Annotated in this window: 18 protein-coding genes and 1 pseudogene; 1 reads left to right on the plus strand and 18 read right to left on the minus strand. The window is 36.2% G+C overall.

Annotated elements, in window-relative coordinates:
* Window positions 1–120: 120 nt before the first annotated feature.
* The 18 genes and pseudogenes from AB1349_08530 to AB1349_08615 form a co-directional block, all read right to left on the minus strand.
* The gene (locus AB1349_08530) at window positions 121–759 is read right to left on the minus strand and encodes a hypothetical protein (GenBank protein ID MEW6557385.1); all 639 of its coding nucleotides are present in this window, start codon (window positions 757–759) and stop codon (window positions 121–123) included.
* Entirely contained in the window at window positions 746–1,342 is a 597-nt protein-coding gene (locus tag AB1349_08535) for a sigma-70 family RNA polymerase sigma factor (GenBank protein ID MEW6557386.1), read from the minus strand. Before AB1349_08535 ends, AB1349_08530 begins: the two co-directional genes overlap by 14 nt.
* Window positions 1,343–1,495: 153 nt before the next feature.
* Entirely contained in the window at window positions 1,496–3,592 is a 2,097-nt protein-coding gene (gene glyS / locus AB1349_08540; protein MEW6557387.1) for a glycine--tRNA ligase subunit beta, read from the minus strand.
* Window positions 3,589–4,425 (minus strand): glycine--tRNA ligase subunit alpha, encoded by an 837-nt coding sequence (locus AB1349_08545; GenBank protein ID MEW6557388.1) that lies wholly within the window; start codon window positions 4,423–4,425, stop codon window positions 3,589–3,591. The genes glyS and AB1349_08545 overlap by 4 nt, the downstream gene beginning before the upstream one ends.
* 171 nt (window positions 4,426–4,596) lie before the next feature.
* Complete coding sequence (locus tag AB1349_08550; GenBank protein MEW6557389.1) at window positions 4,597–5,511, minus strand: ORF6N domain-containing protein; 915 nt, start codon at window positions 5,509–5,511, stop codon at window positions 4,597–4,599.
* Between the two features lie 49 nt (window positions 5,512–5,560).
* The gene (gene recO, locus AB1349_08555; protein ID MEW6557390.1) at window positions 5,561–6,079 is read right to left on the minus strand and encodes a DNA repair protein RecO; all 519 of its coding nucleotides are present in this window, start codon (window positions 6,077–6,079) and stop codon (window positions 5,561–5,563) included.
* The gene (mgtE, locus tag AB1349_08560; protein ID MEW6557391.1) at window positions 6,076–7,449 is read right to left on the minus strand and encodes a magnesium transporter; all 1,374 of its coding nucleotides are present in this window, start codon (window positions 7,447–7,449) and stop codon (window positions 6,076–6,078) included. The genes recO and mgtE overlap by 4 nt, the downstream gene beginning before the upstream one ends.
* Before the next feature lie 181 nt (window positions 7,450–7,630).
* The gene (locus tag AB1349_08565) at window positions 7,631–8,650 is read right to left on the minus strand and encodes a hemolysin family protein (protein ID MEW6557392.1); all 1,020 of its coding nucleotides are present in this window, start codon (window positions 8,648–8,650) and stop codon (window positions 7,631–7,633) included.
* Window positions 8,651–8,655: 5 nt separating this feature from the next.
* Window positions 8,656–9,090 carry an rRNA maturation RNase YbeY gene (gene ybeY / locus AB1349_08570; GenBank protein ID MEW6557393.1) on the minus strand — a complete coding sequence of 145 codons (435 nt, stop codon included), beginning with the start codon at window positions 9,088–9,090 and terminating at the stop codon, window positions 8,656–8,658.
* Between the two features lie 9 nt (window positions 9,091–9,099).
* Window positions 9,100–10,581 (minus strand): HDIG domain-containing metalloprotein, encoded by a 1,482-nt coding sequence (locus AB1349_08575; protein MEW6557394.1) that lies wholly within the window; start codon window positions 10,579–10,581, stop codon window positions 9,100–9,102.
* 18 nt (window positions 10,582–10,599) lie between these two features.
* Window positions 10,600–11,520 carry a PhoH family protein gene (locus tag AB1349_08580; GenBank protein MEW6557395.1) on the minus strand — a complete coding sequence of 307 codons (921 nt, stop codon included), beginning with the start codon at window positions 11,518–11,520 and terminating at the stop codon, window positions 10,600–10,602.
* A 50-nt stretch (window positions 11,521–11,570) separates the two neighbouring features.
* Window positions 11,571–11,861 carry a LysM peptidoglycan-binding domain-containing protein gene (locus AB1349_08585; GenBank protein ID MEW6557396.1) on the minus strand — a complete coding sequence of 97 codons (291 nt, stop codon included), beginning with the start codon at window positions 11,859–11,861 and terminating at the stop codon, window positions 11,571–11,573.
* Window positions 11,851–12,744 (minus strand): annotated as a pseudogene (locus tag AB1349_08590) (site-specific DNA-methyltransferase). Before AB1349_08590 ends, AB1349_08585 begins: the two are co-directional and overlap by 11 nt.
* An 80-nt stretch (window positions 12,745–12,824) precedes the next feature.
* The gene (gene aspS / locus AB1349_08595) at window positions 12,825–14,597 is read right to left on the minus strand and encodes an aspartate--tRNA ligase (protein MEW6557397.1); all 1,773 of its coding nucleotides are present in this window, start codon (window positions 14,595–14,597) and stop codon (window positions 12,825–12,827) included.
* 277 nt (window positions 14,598–14,874) lie between these two features.
* Window positions 14,875–15,153: a tetratricopeptide repeat protein gene (locus tag AB1349_08600; protein MEW6557398.1), complete on the minus strand. Its 279-nt coding sequence runs from the start codon at window positions 15,151–15,153 to the stop codon at window positions 14,875–14,877.
* Window positions 15,154–15,210: 57 nt separating this feature from the next.
* Window positions 15,211–15,336: a hypothetical protein gene (locus tag AB1349_08605; protein MEW6557399.1), complete on the minus strand. Its 126-nt coding sequence runs from the start codon at window positions 15,334–15,336 to the stop codon at window positions 15,211–15,213.
* A 4-nt stretch (window positions 15,337–15,340) separates the two neighbouring features.
* Entirely contained in the window at window positions 15,341–16,162 is an 822-nt protein-coding gene (locus AB1349_08610; protein ID MEW6557400.1) for a hypothetical protein, read from the minus strand.
* Window positions 16,163–16,637: 475 nt separating this feature from the next.
* Entirely contained in the window at window positions 16,638–16,784 is a 147-nt protein-coding gene (locus AB1349_08615; protein MEW6557401.1) for a hypothetical protein, read from the minus strand.
* Window positions 16,785–17,810: 1,026 nt separating this feature from the next.
* Here AB1349_08615 and AB1349_08620 point away from each other — a divergent pair.
* Window positions 17,811–18,033 (plus strand): MFS transporter (locus AB1349_08620; protein ID MEW6557402.1); only part of this gene is annotated, 223 nt, incomplete at its 3' end.

Consider the following 18,033-nt stretch of genomic DNA (forward strand, 5'->3'; position numbering starts at 1 on the left):
ATCCCAGCATCAGTTAGTTCGTTGCCTTATTAACTGTGGGATTTGGTGTTGGACTGGTCGCTACCCTTTATCCAGTTCGGACTTCCACCGACAAGAATTCAAGGAACTTTCTTGGCACACTCATAATCTTTCCACCTCGCTATTGATAATTGATAGTTGTTTCTGGATACTGTTGAGTTCCTGATAGATTGAATTATTTTCAGACATATCCAGCATTTTAACTCTTGTGTTAATTCGTGTAATATTAAGTTCTATTTGATTGTAGGTTGTTGGAGATTGTATCTTTTCGCCTTTTTTAATTTCTCTAAAATGTATTACAGATAAAATCAGAAGCAATCCAAGAATTGCAGGTGCAAGTCGTAGAACCAATTTTTCTAAAAAAACTGGTTTCTGCCGAAGTGCTTGATATGAACTCTGAACCAGATTCTGAATACAGGTATCAGATGGTAATTCTGACACAGTATTTTGGGCTATAATTTCTTTGATATCACGCAACTTGTTTAATTCTGTCTGACAGGTTACACACTTACACAAATGTGTAATATATGCGTTTCGTTCTTTATTGGAACGTAGTTCATTATACAAATACAAAAGCCCTATTGTTTTCCATCTATTACAAGATAGCCCTCGCTTCGCTCGGGATTGATTACAACGATGAAACCGACAGATTACAGCGATATTTTGTATCGCTGGTATCGTTGCCTTTATCGCTGTAATCAAGTATCGGATTGGAATTTCGATACTGCTAGTTTTCTTCATCGTATTCCTCTTTAAGTTTTTCTCTCAATTTTTCTATTGCATATCTGAACCTGGAAAGCACGGTACTGATTGAACAATTTGTTGTTTTTGCTATTTCTTCAAATGTCAGTTGAGAATACTCGTGTAACAAAAAAACCTGTTTCTGTTCGTGTGGCAACTGCTGAATCGCGTTATTAAGTTGACGACTTAATTCTGATTTGTAAAATTCGTCTTCAGGCGAGAGTGCTTTTATATCCTTTATTTCAATATTTTTTTCTTCACCACAATTGTTAACTGAGAATTGCAAAGGTATTTCTATGATGCCCTCCCTTTTTTTCTTTCTGTATCTATCAATAACTGTATTGTTTGCAATTTTATAGAGATAATTCTTAAAATTTTTGTATCTGAACTTCGGTAATGCTGTAATCGCTTTCAAAAAACTATCCTGCAGAATATCTTCGGCTGTATCCCGGCAATTCACCATCTGCAAGATAAAATTGAACAATGGTTTCTGGTAGCGGTCAATCAATGTTGCTAATGCTCGGGCATCTTCGTTTTTTGCTAATTTTATCAGTTCTTCATCATTTAAACTCTTGTATTCCATTATATATAACGAATAAGTATCTTAAATTATTTTATTTTAATGTACAGGAATTTCAATACAATCACGCCAAGGGCGTGAAACTACATTATACTGGTTTTTTGTAGTTGCTCTGATTTGTCGGAGCCTAACTTGATTATAGGTTAGTAGGTGTACTCAAATAGCAGATATTTTTTCAACAACTATTTTAGAAAAGTCAGCGATTTTTATGAACTGGCTATAGATATTAAGAAGAAGGCTAAGTCGGTTGTTTTTTATTTTTTCGTTTTTGTCCATAATAAGAATCTTATCAAAAAAGCTATCTATCGGTTTTCTCAACGAAACAAATTCATCAAGTATCGCCGTGTAATCGCCATTTTTAAGTAAATTGTTAATTTTGTTTTTTGTGTCCAAAAATTTTTTATACAACTCTTTTTCTTCGGGCTCTTTCAAGAGATCTTCTTTTACTTCCAACTTCCGACTTCCGACTTCCGACTTTTCCGCCTGTTTCAATATGTTACTTATTCTCTTAAAAGAAGTCGCAATCGGTTCAAAATCCGGCTGGCTCCTTATTGAGTTCACCGCTACAGCACGATTATATGTATCAAGAATATCATCAAGCCGGCTGGAAAACACAGCATCAATTTCATCAGGCAGGATATTTTTTTCTTTAAGATATGTGGAAAGCCGCTGTTTGATAAATTCGTCAAGTTGCGAGAGTATTTTTATTCGGTCATCTACTTTGAACGGCAAATTTGATATTGCTTGAATCATCAACTCACGTAACGAAAACGAAAGTTTTTGTTCAATTGCTATCCGAATAATTCCAAACGCAAATCGTCTCAACCCGTAAGGGTCTGCTGAACCAGTAGGTATTATGCCGAGCGAGAAATCACCAACAAGTGTATCAATTTTATCAGCAATAGAAATAATTGATGCTTCAGGTATCTCAGGCAGTTTAGCATCGTAATTTATAGGCCACCAGTGCTGTTCTATGGCGTCTGCGATTGTCTTGTTTTCTCCGTCTTTTAATACACAAATTTTGCCGTAAATACCCTGGAGTTCCGGGAATTCAGAAACCATTTCAGTTGCTAAATCGGCTTTGCACAGAAGACAAATGCGTTCAACATTAGAAAGATGGAGAGATGGAGAGATGGAGAGCAGGAGAGAAAGCCAGTTTGATAATTTTTGAATTCTCACATTTTTGTCGTAAAGCGTCCCCAGTTTTTCCTGAAATACAATTCCTTTCAACTTTTCAACTTTTGTTTCCAATTTTGTTTTTGTATCATTCCTAAAATAGAATTCGGCATCTTCAAGCCGGGCGGAAATTACTTTCTCATAACCTTCTTTAATAGTATCAAGATTAGTTGAAATGCCGTCTTTAACTGCGACAAAATATGTAAGAACCTTTTTTGTTTTGGTATTTTTATTCTCTTCAAAAACAGCGAAATTATTTTGCTTTTTTATTGTATTGATAATTACTTCTTCGGGCAAGTGCAGGAACTTCTCGTCAAATTTACACAGGATTGCCGTCGGGAATTCTACAAGATTATTAATGGTATCAAAAATTTCTTCGGTTTGTAAAACACCGCATATATTTTCTAACTGCGAATATACACTTTTTTTTAATGCAGTTAGACGGTCTGATTGGTTTACAATAATACTTTTGTTTCTTAAAAGTGTTTCGTATTTTTTTGGCTCACTAACTTTTATTTTCTTAAAATACCGAATATATGTGTAATTGGACGATTTTACATCCGCTATCTGAAATTTTATTATTTTTCTATCGTAAATCGCTAAAATCCATCTAATAGGACGGACAAAACGGAATTGCGAGTTTTCCCAAACCATTGATTTTTGGAATGATAATGACGAAATAATTTTTACAAAAACTTCAGGTAGTACATTCTCGGTTTTTAGTGATGGTTCTTTTTTCGTTATCCAAACTTTCCCATTTTTGACAATAAGTTTAGCGATATCAACATTATATTTTTTTGCAAAACCGATTGCTGCAGGTGTCGGTTCACCGTTAATAAAAGCTACTTCTTCGGTTGGTCCTGCAATTTCCGTTTCAAGTAGCGCCTGTTGCTCGCTGATATCATCAATAAGTAAAACCAACCGCCGCAATGTCGCCCAGACAGTGATTTTTTTGTAGTCCAATCGTGCTGATTTCAGTTCGTTCGCTGCCAATGTTTTTAACTGTTCAACAGCGTTTGGCAGATACCGCGCTGGAATTTCTTCCGTCCCTATTTCTAATAAAACATCCTTGCTCATTTTTTTAAATATTTTTTTGCAACTTCGGATGCCAAATTGCGAACCCGTGTGATATACGAGACACGCTGGCTTGTGGCAATTGCACGACGGGCATCTAGTAAATTAAATATATGCGAGCATTTCATAACAAAATCATATGCAGGCAGCACTAAACCTAATGTAAGCAAATGCTTACATTCTTTTTCATATTCATCAAAATGTTTCTTTAAGAGTTCAACATCTGCCTCCTCAAAATTATATCTTGAGAATTGTTTTTCGTTTTCAAGATGAATCTCGCTATATGTCAGTTCATCATTCCACATAATTTCATAGACGGACTTCTTCTTTTGGATATACATCGCGATTCGTTCAAGCCCGTAAGTAAGTTCAACCGTTATCGGATTTAATTCAATTCCTGCCATCTGCTGAAAATATGTGAACTGTGTTATCTCCATTCCGTCGCACCACACTTCCCAGCCGAGACCCGAAGCACCCAAGGTAGGGCTTTCCCAGTCATCTTCAACAAATTTGATATCATGCTTTTCAGGGTTAAGTCCGATTGCTTTTAATGAAGAAAGATACATTTTCTGGATATTTTTCGGTGATGGTTTTATTACTACCTGATACTGATAATAGTGCTGGAGCCGGTTGGGATTCTCGCCGTATCTTCCGTCGGTAGGCCGGCGAGATGGCTCCACATATGCGGCCGCCCAGGGTTTCTCACCGAGACATCGCAGAAATGTCGCAGGGTTGAAAGTACCGGCACCTTTTTCTAAATCATATGGCTGGACAACTACACAGCCTTGTTTAGCCCAGAATTTTGTTAATGTAAAAATAATTTCCTGAAAGTCCATTCTGTTTTTTTTCCTGTTTTTTACGAATTTTCTCTTTTACCTTTTTTTATTTTTTTGTTGTTCGGTCAATGCTTTTTTGAGTATCTCTCTGTCGGGAAAATCTTTGTCTCTAAAACTCTTCGTGGTTAACAAAAGCCCTTCTAAATTGACAGTTTTTATCAAGACCAATTTTCACCCTTTAATAATATCGGTGCTTTTGTTCCACCATTTTGCAAATGGGGGTCTGTTTAGTGTTTTTTTTATCTCGCTGTATTGTCCTCTTGCCAATGTGTCTGTTGACGGTAAGTTAAAACAAAAATTATCTGACATTAGCCATCTGTCATGAATTGACGTTCTAATTTTATTATCCGTTATCACTTTCAATTTACATATTACATCATTATTTTTTAGTTCTACTTTGAAATCTCTGAATGACTTTTCTAATTTTTCGTTAACTTTCTCGGCAGAGGTCAAAATTTTTATGATTTTTACTTTTTCAAAATCCACGGATTCGGATAACAATTCCAGTCCAATTTCTGAAAAATATTTATCTACCCAATAGATATATTTTCTGCAAGACCTGATAATATCCTTGAAATTTTTCTTGTTTGAGAATGGCTTTTCGGGGGAGATTAACACTGCTTCGGGTATTGCAGATGGAATGGAATGTATTGTTTTAAATATTACTCTGATTTTTTTATCGTGTTTTTCCACTTTGCATTCAAGAGCATTTATTCTGTCGGTAAATTTTTTATTTGCAGAAATTATTTTACTTATATTAGCGAACACTCGCATAATACCGATATTTACTTGTATAGCTCGCCGGCTACTCAGTACACTGGACAGCATCGCGACACCCTGCTCGGTAAAAGCATATGGATATGCTCGACGTAATCCCCCCCAACTTGAAATCACAAATTGTGATTTCAAGTTTTTAAACTCTTCATTGTCCAACTGAAACATAAAATCATATGGGAACCGTTCTATATTTCTTTTTACTGCCTGAATTAATGTGCGAGGTTCAACCCCGTAAAGTTTTGCCAGATCGGTACTTAACATTACTTTTTGTCCTCTGACCAAAAGTATTTTCTTTTCTATTCGTTTCATTTGACCGTTATTTACAATTAAATTTCTCTTTTCCATGACAGTTTTACTCTCACGAATGACACCCTGTTGATTTCAGAGGATAGGCAAGGTGTTCTTGCAAAATTCTTTCTATTGGAACATCTTTTTTTACACCGAAACCCGTAAGTTGTAAGAGTTCTTTGACAAAATAATCTTTTCTATTTGTAATGTTTTTGTTAATGTTTGATAGTTCGTTTTTCAACAAAAAAAATTTTTCTGCATTCGGCTGACGGTCCGGCGTTAACGCGTCCATCACTTCGCAGATATAACACGCCTCATAAAACTTTTCTAAATTATATCTGATAAATGAATTAGAGTCAAGTATTACGCCACCGGTAATTTTTCCAAATGCTGAATGTTCTCTTAAAAAAAGCCGCAGTTCCGATAAAACAAAAAGCTCGCAAACACAAGCAAGTTTTGCTCTTGGTTTTTTTACACTTCTCGCAAGTGCTTTTATTTTTCCAAACTCTTTTGTATAAAGTGTTAACACTCGGTCATATTCTCTGAACTCATTTTTTTTGATAACAATCGCTTGAACATTGTGAATCATAATAGAATGATTGTTGAAATTGCAAGATATACTGTTAACGAAACAATATCAGTTGCGGTTGTAACAAATGGGCCTGATGCAACCGTAGGGTCTATCTTGAATCTATAAAATGCAACAGGAATTGACATCCCGATAAGTGCTGCAAAAGTCATAGCAGACCAGATGCCCAATCCTACTGCAAACGCGAAATGGAACCCCGGCGATGTACCGCGTTGCGTGTAGGCGACAACTCCGAGAAATAGACCGTAAATCAACCCAATGACAAGTCCAACCTTGAATTCCCTTAAAATTGAACCGAATACTTTTTTAATCTGAAACTGTCCTATGACTAAAGACCTTATGACAATTGTGGCACTCTGGACGCCTATATTGTTTCCCATTCCGAGCACGACCGGTATGAAACTTGCGATCGCGATTATTTCTGCGAGCGTATGTTGAAATTTTGCCATTACGAAACTTATCACAACACCGCCGAGAAATGTTGCAAAAAGCCATGGCATTCTGTATTTTACGACTTTTACAACTGAATCGGCAGAAAGTTCTTTCGCAGAGGTTCCGCCCATTTTTGCGATATCCTCAGTGGCTTCCTGCTGAATAACATCAACCACATCGTCAATAGTAATCACGCCAATTAGATGGTTTTCATCGTCAACAACAGGTGCGGCGGTAAGGTCATATTTTGAGAATTTTTTGGCAACATCTTCCTGGTCAACATCAGCGTTGATTCTTAGTAACTGGATAGGTGACATTATCTCTGAAATTTTTATATCCTGTGGTGCGGCGATTATGCGACGAAGTGTAACACCGCCTAAAAGACAATTTTTTTCGTCTGTGATATATAATGCATAGATTGTTTCTATTTTGTGCAGCCGTGCAGAAAGTTGTACTTTTTCAAGTGCCTGTTTTGCAGTTTGGCTGGGTGATAAAGTTATGAAATCAATTGACATCAATTTCCCGGCGGTTTTGTCAGGATATTCTGCAATTTTTCGGACAACATCTATTTCTTCTTTTTTGAGTAGTAGCGCCATTTTTTTCCGGATTCGTTCAGGCAGGTTTGTGAATAGTTTTATTTTTTCGTCTGATGCCATATCAGTCAAAATTTCTGATATTGATGCATCTTCAAGGTTGTTTAAAATATATGTTTGTTCTTCAAACTCCAGTTCTTCAAAAATTTCAACTGCTCTTCTTGTATCCAGCAGTTTGAAAACAACCAGTTTTTCCTGTGCTGAAAAATTATACCAGCCTTCCGCTAAATCAATCGGATGAATACCTTTAAGCAATCGTTTTAACTCAGCAAAGTTTTTTTCTGTTATCAGTTCTTTTATCTCAGGCAAAAATAATGCCCAGGATTGAATATTGTTTTTTTTCATATAACTACCACTGAACCGACGCACAATTTATACACGGAATAGACACGGAATTACACTGAAAGTCTTTTGAATCTGTCCACAGACTAAAGTCGGGTGTAATTTTATTCCCCACTTTAGTGGGTTGATTTTTTGACTTTGTGCTCTCTGTGGTTATGCAGTTTTCTTGAACTTCAGTTCCGTGTTACTCCTTAAATAGTTCCTCAACATCATACTCGTCTAAAATCTCGCCAAAAATCTCTTCAACAATATCTTCTATAGTAACAAGTCCAACCGTTTTATTTTCCGGATTTTTTACAATTGCGAGATGTGCCTCACCTTTTTTGAACTGTCTCATCAATTCTGAAACCTTTTTGTTTTCATCTACAACCAATACAGGTCTTAACAAATCATCAACAGTAAAAACCGCACCACCACGCCACATATCTAAAAGGTCACGAGAATAAATTATACCGATGATATTATCCTTATTATCTTTATATACGGGGACTCTTGAATGACCGGTTTCAACAATCAAATCAATAAATTTCTCGCGTTCTATATCTATGCTAACCATTTCTATTTTTTCGTTTGGTGTCATTATATTTTTTACAGTTATCTGTGGAAAATTGAGTACAGAATGCATCATCTGTTTTGTTTCAAGTCCTAACACACCGACTTCCTGTCCGATAGAAATGGTAGTTTTTATATCTTCATATGTTAAAATAGGAATCGCTTTTTTGCCTGATTTGCCCGTAATTAAACCAGCGAGATATGTAAAAAGCTTAGATACTGGCGAGACAAATTTATCAAAATAATAAAGTTTATTTATTGAAAAAAGCGAAATCTTCTCGGAATTACGGATACCGAGTACTTTGGGCACTATTTCACCGAGAATAAGAAAAACAGCCCAGACAAAAACTGCAGTGATACCAACAATCAGCGCTTCGTTGAGTTGGTATTTTTGGCTTATTTCAACTGCAAGCGATGTGGCAACCGCAGTGCCAATGATTGTGACCGCATCGTTACCTAAAAGCAATGTAGTTAGATATTTATTCGGATTTTCAAGCCATGTCTTGAATCCATTTACTTTTTTAGGATACTCGTTTAAAAACCTTTTTATTTTTACTCTGGAAAGTGAAACCAGCGCAGATTCAACCATAGAGAATGAAGCAGCGATAAAAAAAAGTACAACCATCAAAACGATTTCAATTAACGCAAACATTTGAGTTAACCCGAATTATCACGAATAATTTTAAGAATCTCTTCCTGTTTTTTCCACATAATTTTTTTTGATTTTTCAGTGTAATCCATATAGCCGAGTGAATGTAAAACACCGTGTATTATCAGCCGTAGAATTTCGGTATAAAAATCCTGCCTGTAAAATTTTGCATTGTTTTTTGCTGTTTCAACAGATATAAAAATATCGGCTGAATTTTTTGAGTACTTAAACGATAGAACATCCGTTGGATAAGGTGAGTAGCGAAATTTTTTATTAAGTTTTTTAATTTCTCTATCGTCTACAAAAATTATATTATAGACCAAATTTTTTAACAGATATAGTTTTTTTTCAAGTAATGGAATATATTTCAAAACTTTTTTTATATTTAATTTTATTATATTTTGTTTGTCAAAAATTTCTACAGACATTTCATCTGTTGTCATCTGCGATACTTATCTGCGTATATCTGCGTTTGGCGGTTCTTCCGGATATTCTATTCTGGAATGATATATTCCGGCAAGCACGCTTACAAACTTTTCAGCAATTTTACCCAAGTCCGCAAGTGTTAACTTTACTTCTGAAAACTGACCGTCTATGAATTTATTATTGATAATTTTATGGACCATTTCTTGTAATTGCGAAAAATTAGGCTCTTCAAGTGTTCTGGAAGCCGCCTCAACGGCATCAGCAAGCATCACAATCGCTGATTCTTTTATCTGTGGCTTAGGACCAGGATATCTGTAAACTGATTTCTCTGAATCACTAATTCCATTCTCAAGCGCTTTCATATAAAAATAATGAACCAACGAGGTGCCGTGATGCTGCTGAATAATATCAATGATGATTTTATCAATCCCATATTCCTGTGCCAGCCGAACGCCTTCTTTTATATGTGAAATAACGACCAACGACGACATCTGCGATTTTAAGTCATCATGTTTGGAAATAAGTGCAGATTGGTTTTCAATAAAATACTCCGGGGTTGAAATTTTACCAACATCGTGATAGTATGCGCCTACACGACATAATAGCGGATTAGCGCCAACGGTTTCTGCCGCTGCTTCAGCAATAGAGGCGACCATCAATGAATGGTGGTAACTACCCGGCGCTTCTAACATCAAGCGTTTCAGAAGCGGCTGGTTAAAATCACCGAGTTCTAACAGCCGAATAGATGTGATCTTTGAAAAAAATTTTTCTAAATATGGAAGAAATGCTAAAACAATCATAATTGAAAAAATACCGTTTAACGCACCCATTAAAACTGATTGTAGAAATTTTGATGCCTGCCAGTTCTCAAGAAGCCCAATTGATACAATAACAATTATATTTGTTAGAATAATATAATAACTAACCTTTACAAGGTCATGGCGGTTTTTTACTTTATTCGCAGACAAAATCCCAACCGTATTCCCTAAAAACGCGACAGAAAATGCAGAGATAGAGAAATCAAACAAAATTCCTAAAAATATGCTCACTATCAAGCCGATAATTACTGCAATTGCTGGCGATAAAAGTAGCGTTAATAAAACTGACGCTGATGCCGACGGGATAACCCAGACAGGAATAGAATATGTTTTCATCGCAGTTGAAAGAAAAACTATAAAGATAGTCACAAAACCAACAAGCATTACTGCTTCATCATCGTTTAAAAACTCAGGGATTGTGGCTTTGATATAAACTGATGTTATCAGCATAAGTATCGCTAAAAATATCAAAAGCCCAAGTATATTACTGAAAGATAATTTAAGTTCAAACGCGATTGTGTATACTAAACTGATGTAAATAAAAACAGCGATTATGCTCGTCGGAATATGAATATCCTTCTTGAAAATTTCAGGTGTGAACTTGAATTGTTGCGGTGGTGAGACCTTTTCTGTCCATTGCAAAATTTTAATAACAGGTTTTTTAATGGTTTTCTTAATCCAGTTTAACATAATTTTAACCTTTAACCTTTAACCTTTAACCTGCCTTTTCTCCCATTTGTCAAACGCTCTGACGATTTTTTTAACTATACCGTGTCTTAAAACATCTTTATCCGTGAATCTTACAAATTTTATTTGCGGAATCTGTTTAAGAATTTCATTCGCCAGAATCAACCCGGATAATCTTTTATTTTCAAAATCAATCTGAGTAATATCGCCGGTTACAACCGCTTTGGAGCCACTGCCAAGCCGTGTTAAAAACATCTTCATCTGCTCAAGTGTTGTATTCTGTGCTTCGTCCAAAATTACAAACGCATCATCAAGTGTTCTGCCACGCATATACGCCAAAGGAACAATATCAATCACACTTTCGTTTTTATATCTTGTGAACTGGTGCGGACCTAAAATTGTGAAAAATGCGTCAAAAAGTGGTGTAAGATACGGGTTCACTTTTTCGTAAAAATCGCCCGGCAAAAAGCCAAGTTTTTCACCTGCTTCAACAATAGGTCGGGAAAGAACTATCCGTGTGACTCTGTTTTCTTTAAGTAATCTTGTTGCCTCAGCAACTGCGAGGAATGTTTTGCCTGTGCCTGCGGGACCTATTGCAAAAACCATATCATATTTTTTCATTGCAGAGATATATTTTTTCTGGGTTTCTGTTCTCGGTTTTATAGGTTTTCCGCGGTCAGTAATTATCACGGCATCCGTTACATAATCAGTATTTACAGAAGTTAGTTCTACTGTATCCGTTTTTAATTTCTGAATAATATCATTCATTGCATTCACTGTATTTTCAACATTTTTCTTGCGACCTTTTATTGTAATTTCATCACCTCTTGCAAAAATCCGGACATTAAACCGTTTTTCTAAAAGTTTCAGGTTCTCATCATACTGACCGAAAACGGATAAAGCATCTTCAGAATTAGTAAGATATATTTTTTTTTCAATCATATAACTACCACTGAACTGACGTGCAACTCTTACACGGAACAGATGCGGAACTATTCCGTGTTTGTTTTGTGTTTTGTTCCGTGCATGTTCCGTGTTTTTTCCGGGATTATCAGTTTTTGTTTAGGATATATTTTTCGTGGGTCTTTAATTTCATTCTTGTTTGCTTCGTAAATAATTTTCCATTTCCTGCCATCACCATAAAATCTTTTCGCTATATTCCACAAACAATCGCCATTTTCCTGCCAAATCCAAACGCGATATGTTCTCTCTTTTTGCTGTGCAAAAATAGAAGTAAAAAGCAAAAAGTAAAAAGTAAAAAGTAAAAACTTTTTATATATCATCACAGTTTTCTTTAATCCGTCTCTCTGCCAATTTTACATATTTTTCGTTTGTATCATATCCAACATAATGGCGATTTGTTTTTGTTGCCGCGATCGTTGCCTGTCCACTTCCAATAAATGGGTCTAAAACAACCTCCCCTTCAAAAGTATAGAGCTGAATCAACCTATAAGGTAACTCTACAGGGAACGGAGCAGGATGCCCAACTTTTGTTGCTGGCTCTGCGGAAAATGTTCAGACACTTTTGGTAAATTCAAGAAACTCTTCCTTAGAAATTGTACTTTTCCTTTTGAGTCTATTTCTACTAAACATTCCTTTAGAGAAGACCAAAATGTATTTATGAATATCTCTCAGCGTTGGATTCTTAGCCGAGAGCCAACTTCCCCATGCAGTTGAAGGGCTACCACTTGAGGCCTTATTCCAGATAATTTCACCACGCATTAAAAATCCTAAGTCAAGCACATCTTCAATGATAAAAGCATCAAGCGGAATATACGGTTTTCTTCCTAAATTAGCAATATTGATACATATCCTTCCACCTGGAATAAGAACTCTTTTTACCTCGCTCCACACACTTTTCAAAAATGCTTTGTATTCATTTAAAGTAAGATTCTCGTCATACTCTTTCCCTACATTGTAGGGTGGTGAAGTAACCATCAAGTGAACACTATTATCCGGCAATTCCTCCATTTTTTCACTTGATTTACAAAAGATTTTATCCAGAAATTCCGACGGAATAGAGTTTTCGGTATATTTTGCTATTTCTTCTTTCGGTAACCCTTCATATAACCTACTTGTATAAAAAGGTGTAGAGTCGTGATTGATTCTTCCTGGAGAACCAAAAGCACTTGTTTTAGTACCCCTTTTTCTTTGAACAAATTCCATCTTATTCCTCCCGCCAAAGGTCAACCCATCTCTTGTATGAATTAAATTCTATTTTTGTTCGTTGCCAATTTATTCCTCTTTCATTTTTTTTCTATTTTTATTTTTAACTCTTTCAGTTGTCTTTCCGAAACTTCTGACGGTGAACCACTTAAAAGGCAATTTCCTGACTGTGTTTTAGGAAACGCTATCACATCACGGATAGATTCCGAGCCGGTGATTATTGCCAAAATTCTATCAAGCCCAAGTGCAATCCCACCGTGTGGTGGGGCACCGTATTCAAGCGCATCAAGTAAAAATCCGAATTTTTTTTCAGCATCTTCTTTTGTAATTTTCAGTATCTCAAAAACTTTTTCTTGCACTTCTTTTTTATGAATCCTTATTGAGCCACCACCGAGTTCTACTCCATTGAGGACAATATCGTATGCTTTTGATTTCAAAGTCGGAAGTCGGAAGTCGGAAGTCGGAAGTTGAAAAATATCTTCTTTTGGTGAGGTAAATGGATGGTGAACGGATTCCCATTTTTTTTCGTCTTCGTTATACTCAAAAAGCGGGAAATCAACAACCCACACGAATTTATATAAATTATCAACCGAATTGTTACGAATAAGCTCAAGTTCATTCGCAAGATGGAGCCTTAAGGCACCTAAAACATCACATACAATTTTCTCTTTGTCTGCTACAAAAAATACGATATCGCCGGGTTGGGTAGTAAACGCAGTTCTGATGTTCTGAAGTTCTGATGTAGTAAAAAATTTTACTATGTTGGACTCAAAGCTATTCTCAGTCATTTTCATCCATGCAAGCCCTTTTGCGCCAAGTTTTTTTACAAAGTCTGTCAAATTATCAATCTGTTGGCGTGAAAAATTTTCGCCACAGTGAGCAGATACTGCTCTAACTACACCGCCGGTTTTTATCGTATCTGCGAAAACTTGGAAACTGGTATCTTTAAGCGGTTCTGTAAGGTCAAAAATCTCTAAACCGAATCTAATATCAGGTGTATCAGTACCATATTTTAAGAGTGCGTCATCATAAGAAATCTTTGGGAATGGGATGGTTATATTAACACCTGCGGTCTTAAAAATCTGAAAAATTATTTTTTCTGTTATATTTATTATGTCCTTTTCGTCAGCAAAAGACATTTCTAAATCGATCTGAGTGAACTCTGGCTGACGGTCTGCGCGTAAATCCTCGTCTCTGAAACATTTTGCAATCTGGAAATATCTATCAAATCCTGCAATCATTAAAAGTTGTTTAAAAAGTTGAGGCGATTGCGGAAGCGCAAAAAATTTACCGGGCTCAAACCGAGATGGCACAAGAAAATCACGCGCACCTTCAGGGGTTGACTTTGTCAGTTGCGGTGTTTCTATTTCAACGAAATTATTTTTGCTTAGAAAATTTCTAACTGCAAGAATTATTTCATGTCGCAACAGGAGATTGTTTTTCATTTCTTTACGACGAAGGTCAATGTATCTATATTTAAGACGGATTTCTTCAGACGGCAGGAGTTTATCAGCAGTATCAATTTCAAACGGTGGTGTTTTAGATGTGTTCAGGATTTCTGTATGTTCGGCAACAATTTCTATATCACCCGTCGGTAGAACGGGATTGGCGGTGCCTTCAGGTCTTTTTCTAACAGTGCCTTCAATAGAAATTACATATTCTGACTTCAGGTTTTTGGCAATTTCAATAATTTTTTCAGTATCAAAAACTATCTGAGTAATCCCGTATCTATCCCGCAGGTCAATAAAAATAACTCCACCGTGGTCCCGACGGCTATGCACCCAGCCACACAGAACCACTTTTTTAGAAATATCGGAAGCACGCAACTCTCCGCAATTATGTGTTCTAATCATTCAACAGATATGATATAAAAAAAGGAAAGAAAAGTCAAGTTTCCCCGGTTTAATTTTAGAAAATTTTCGTGTTGAAATCAAGCGGGAACGTTTTCAACAATAAAAAAAATCCTGATGGTATCACAGCACTAGGATTTAAAAAACCATACCACGGAGAACACGGAGAGAAAATCACAGGATTAAGAATTGAGAATTAAGAATTCTGTTTTTTCTGCGAACTCTGTGGTTTTCTCTGTATCTCTGCGGTAAATTAACTTTTAGCGAAGTGTCAATGGTATCATTTTTTCAATTTCAACTGTTTTCTGGCGGTTTCTATTTTCTGTTGAGATAGTTTGTGTTCAGGGTCAAGTTTCAGAACTTCTTCCCACTCGGCGATTGCTTCCCCATATTTTTTCTGCTGATACAATTGAGTCGCTTTATTAAAATGTTCCGCCATCAGTCTCTTTTTTTCTATTTCATTCAATTGCTTGTCATTGCGAGTTAAAGATGTAGTTGCAGACCCTTGGTCTGCTTCCTTTGTCTTTATTTTCGGTTCTGCGTCACTTTCGCGTTCCATTCCCGTGTCTGTTCCGCGTTCTTTACCAAAGTAATAATACACTGCCAGATTCGCAACTCATTCAATACCATCAACTTTGAACTCATCTGATTTCAAGCCGATAAATGTAGGTGAAAAATCAATTACGAATCTGGCACAGTTCTCGCAGTTGTCGGCACAGTTCTTCTGTAGCAGGACATTCATCCCGCTAATGTATAAGAAACATAAGCAGTTTATCAACTCCTACATCAATTGCTTTGGTTTCATGTTCTTCTTCTTCATGTTTACCGGGTAAAAGTGGCGGGAAATATGCATATGGTGATTTGGTATCACCTAAATCAACTGTTGCTTTTTTTGCTAAGCCACTTACTGTTTGGAATGCTCCCTTAGGCTGCTGAATACTTACAGAAGCTAATCCATGCCAGACCTTTGTGCCATCCTCAGTAAGAATTAACTCTGCATAAAATAGATACCAACCCCAACATTGTTGATATCCTCTAAAAGCAGTAGGTTTACCGGTAGTCGTTGTAGTAAATGCTGGAACCCATACAACCAGGACTGCATCGGAATTAGCTTTCTTACCGAATTCTGCAATTTTTGTTCCAATAGCAGGGTCAGTTATGTAATCATCTTTATTAGGCCAGCCATCTGTTTCCCATTCACCCCAAGGACCCTCGAAAACCGCTCTTCTGGTTGACATTTTTAGCGGACAATCTATTGTGGTTTCTTCAATAGTTACTACTTCAAACCGTTTTTTTGTTTCTATTTTTTCTTTTAACTTATCACAAACAGAACCGATTTTATCATATCCTGGAATCTGACATTTACTACCCAGAATAGTGATCTTTTTTATCTTGTTGAATTTATTCTGGTCAGTTATAACAACCGGTGATTTATACAAAGCATCAATTCTTGCTTCTGCTTCTTTCTTCATTTTTACTTGTTGCATCATCCCTGCACAACCAACAAAAACTATTCCACACATCAATAGCCATAAAACCCAACTACTAATACCTAACAGTTTCTTCATAAAAAGTCCCTCCTTTCTTTACCTCGCGACCATAACACAAATTAAAAGTATCATCACCTCCTCTCACTTGAAATTAAAAACTGAAAAACTGCAAAACTGGCAAAACTGGCAAAACTGTGCAAAACTGCAAAACTGTGCCAGACTTGAAATTTTCAATCTTTTTTTTTTCATATAAAATCGCACTACAATAAGTTATTTCAGAGAATTAACATTATTACCTGTCGCTTAAAGAGTATTCTCTATTGCTTAAGCATTCGGCGATATCTCCAAAACATTATTCTCTTGGAAATATAGACGGCACTTAAGTGCCGTCTATATTGAGGTAAGGAATTTCAATACAATCACGCCAAGGGCGTGAAACTACATTATACCGGTTTTTTGTAGTTGCTCCGACTTGTCGGAGCCTAACTTGATGGTGTGATGCTTCGGGCTTAGGCAGCCAGGTTGAAACCCAACCAAACCCTCGCATCTTTTATTAGGCTGTTCTTTTGCCACGAAGCGACTCTTTTGCTATCTCATCACGCAGATTCCTCAACCGCTTTGAAAGCGCATCACCTTTCCCTAACGCACCAACAATAAGGTCAATCGTATCAGATGCTTTCTTGTAAGCGGTTGCGGTCACTTTCTGCGATGTCTCTGTTGCTCTCTGCGATTCTGCCCACGCCTTTAATTGTTTCTCTTCTGCGGAAAACGCATCATCAACAAGTTTCTTTAACTCATCCGATTTCGTCTAATCTCAACACCTGCTTTTTTGAGTATATCAGCATTGGAGATAAGAATATCAAACGTTCTTTTCGCAATCTCTCGCTTTGTCGTTTCTGTTAAAGACATTTTTCATCACCCCCTGTTAGCGGCAGAGAATTGAGAATTAAGAATTAAGAGATTAAGTAAAAAATGATTTAGTACATTTGTACTAATTGAAAAACCAAAATTTACCGACGAGCAAAATTCAAATGTAAGCATTTGCTTACATTTTGACAAGATTTACTGGATAAAGTCAAAATCCTGTTAATTCTGTCAAAGTCAAAAGATTTTACAAAAAGAAAAAGCACGCCAAGAGCGTGCTACTACAAAAACGCAGAGGAAACTCTGCAACTACAGATAATTTTACATTTTTAATTTTGAATTTTGAATTGTAGTACCTACCCCCCCCTCGTAAACGGCAAATTCCAAATAACAAATAACGAATCTTAAACCAGTCAGTGATTAATGTAGTCGTTCCGATTTTATCGGAGCGATTAGTGGTTAGTAAATTCGCCATGACAATCTCTGGCAAAAGTATAACACAAAATGTGCAGTTTGTCAAGTGCTTTTTTGGGAATGGAAATTTTTCAATGCTGAGGTAGTATGCCAGGACTTATCAAGAAAATTTTGGAACCACAGAGACGCAAAGTCCCAGAGAAAAAATAAATAATGGAATTAACTCTTTGGAGTTTGGAATTAACTCTTTAGAGTTTTATAAAAGACTGAAGTCTTAATTCCAACTAAAGTCTTAAATCCAAGTTTTTTATATCTTTCTCTGTGAACCTCTGTTTTTCTCTGTGGTGTATTTGTTGTTTTATAATTTCCTACGTTGAAAAAAATGTGACACTTGAAAGCAACTCACAAAATAGGTATAATAATTTTTAGAAAGTGAGAAATTAAGTATATGTCAAACATAATTCTTCTGGGAATTACGAGTTTATTGACCGACATGTCGTCGGAGATGGTTTATCCTTTGATTGCGGTTTATCTTTCAACGCTTGGTGCAACACCTACTATTATCGGCTTGATTGAGGGCATAGCAGAAAGTTTAGCATCATTATTAAAAGTTTTTTCGGGATATTTTTCAGATAAAATAAAAAGAAGAAAGCCGTTTGCAATTCTTGGGT

The sequence above is a fragment of the Elusimicrobiota bacterium genome, assembly GCA_040757695.1.
In the GTDB taxonomy this organism is placed as follows: domain Bacteria; phylum Elusimicrobiota; class UBA8919; order UBA8919; family UBA8919; genus JBFLWK01.

What these genes read in the sequence shown, in the direction of transcription:
- AB1349_08530 (MEW6557385.1), bottom strand. Translation starts at nt 759, where the DNA reads ATGAAGAAAACTAGCAGTATCGAAATTCCAATCCGATACTTGATTACA.
- AB1349_08535 (MEW6557386.1), bottom strand. Translation starts at nt 1,342, where the DNA reads ATGGAATACAAGAGTTTAAATGATGAAGAACTGATAAAATTAGCAAAA.
- glyS (MEW6557387.1), bottom strand. Translation starts at nt 3,592, where the DNA reads ATGAGCAAGGATGTTTTATTAGAAATAGGGACGGAAGAAATTCCAGCG.
- AB1349_08545 (MEW6557388.1), bottom strand. Translation starts at nt 4,425, where the DNA reads ATGGACTTTCAGGAAATTATTTTTACATTAACAAAATTCTGGGCTAAA.
- AB1349_08550 (MEW6557389.1), bottom strand. Translation starts at nt 5,511, where the DNA reads ATGAAACGAATAGAAAAGAAAATACTTTTGGTCAGAGGACAAAAAGTA.
- recO (MEW6557390.1), bottom strand. Translation starts at nt 6,079, where the DNA reads ATGATTCACAATGTTCAAGCGATTGTTATCAAAAAAAATGAGTTCAGA.
- mgtE (MEW6557391.1), bottom strand. Translation starts at nt 7,449, where the DNA reads ATGAAAAAAAACAATATTCAATCCTGGGCATTATTTTTGCCTGAGATA.
- AB1349_08565 (MEW6557392.1), bottom strand. Translation starts at nt 8,650, where the DNA reads ATGTTTGCGTTAATTGAAATCGTTTTGATGGTTGTACTTTTTTTTATC.
- ybeY (MEW6557393.1), bottom strand. Translation starts at nt 9,090, where the DNA reads ATGACAACAGATGAAATGTCTGTAGAAATTTTTGACAAACAAAATATA.
- AB1349_08575 (MEW6557394.1), bottom strand. Translation starts at nt 10,581, where the DNA reads ATGTTAAACTGGATTAAGAAAACCATTAAAAAACCTGTTATTAAAATT.
- AB1349_08580 (MEW6557395.1), bottom strand. Translation starts at nt 11,520, where the DNA reads ATGATTGAAAAAAAAATATATCTTACTAATTCTGAAGATGCTTTATCC.
- AB1349_08585 (MEW6557396.1), bottom strand. Translation starts at nt 11,861, where the DNA reads ATGATATATAAAAAGTTTTTACTTTTTACTTTTTACTTTTTGCTTTTT.
- aspS (MEW6557397.1), bottom strand. Translation starts at nt 14,597, where the DNA reads ATGATTAGAACACATAATTGCGGAGAGTTGCGTGCTTCCGATATTTCT.
- AB1349_08600 (MEW6557398.1), bottom strand. Translation starts at nt 15,153, where the DNA reads ATGGAACGCGAAAGTGACGCAGAACCGAAAATAAAGACAAAGGAAGCA.
- AB1349_08605 (MEW6557399.1), bottom strand. Translation starts at nt 15,336, where the DNA reads ATGAATGTCCTGCTACAGAAGAACTGTGCCGACAACTGCGAGAACTGT.
- AB1349_08610 (MEW6557400.1), bottom strand. Translation starts at nt 16,162, where the DNA reads ATGAAGAAACTGTTAGGTATTAGTAGTTGGGTTTTATGGCTATTGATG.